This window comes from Noviherbaspirillum galbum (assembly GCF_010974945.1).
Taxonomy (GTDB): domain Bacteria; phylum Pseudomonadota; class Gammaproteobacteria; order Burkholderiales; family Burkholderiaceae_D; genus Noviherbaspirillum; species Noviherbaspirillum galbum.
Genome location: NZ_JAAIVB010000020.1, coordinates 1 through 559, shown reverse-complemented (window position 1 = coordinate 559; position 559 = coordinate 1). Strand labels below are relative to the sequence as shown.

The window sequence follows — 559 nt, the reverse complement described above, 5'->3', positions numbered from 1 at the left end:
CGAAGGTGCCGATGTGGCGGTTGAACGCCTTGTGCGGCGCCTGCAGGCGGAAGCCGAAGCCGGCCTTTTCGATCACGCGGTTCCAGCGGCCGATGCCGGCGATGGAATCGCGGATGTAGTCGTCGCGCAGCACTTCGTTGAGCGAGTTGAGCATCGGCACTTCCTTTTCGACGATCTTGTCGCCCTGGATTTCCAGGATCTTGTACTGGTTGCCCTTGAGGACATGGTCGTCGTCGCGCTTGGTTTCTTCATAGCGTCCCTTCAAGCCCGAACTGTAGAAGGTCGCTGCATTGGACGACTGGTCGGCGCCGAACAGGTCGACGGTCACGCTGAAGTGGAAATTCAAATAACGCTGGATGGTCTGCAGGTCGATCACGCCGTGCTTGCGCACTTCCGCCGGATCCTCGATGCCATGCTGCTTCATGATGTCCACGGTGCGCTGGATGGTGCGCGAGACACCGGACTCGCCGACGAACATGTGGTGCGCTTCCTCGGTCAGCATGAAGCGGCAGGTGCGCGACAGCGGATCGAAGCCCGATTCAGCGAGCGCATTCAACTG

1 pseudogene is annotated in these 559 nt (G+C 60.3%); it reads right to left on the bottom strand.

Features of this window, described 5'->3' with window-relative positions:
- Positions 1-559, bottom strand: a pseudogene (locus G3574_RS06980) (benzoyl-CoA 2,3-epoxidase subunit BoxB); the annotation flags it as partial.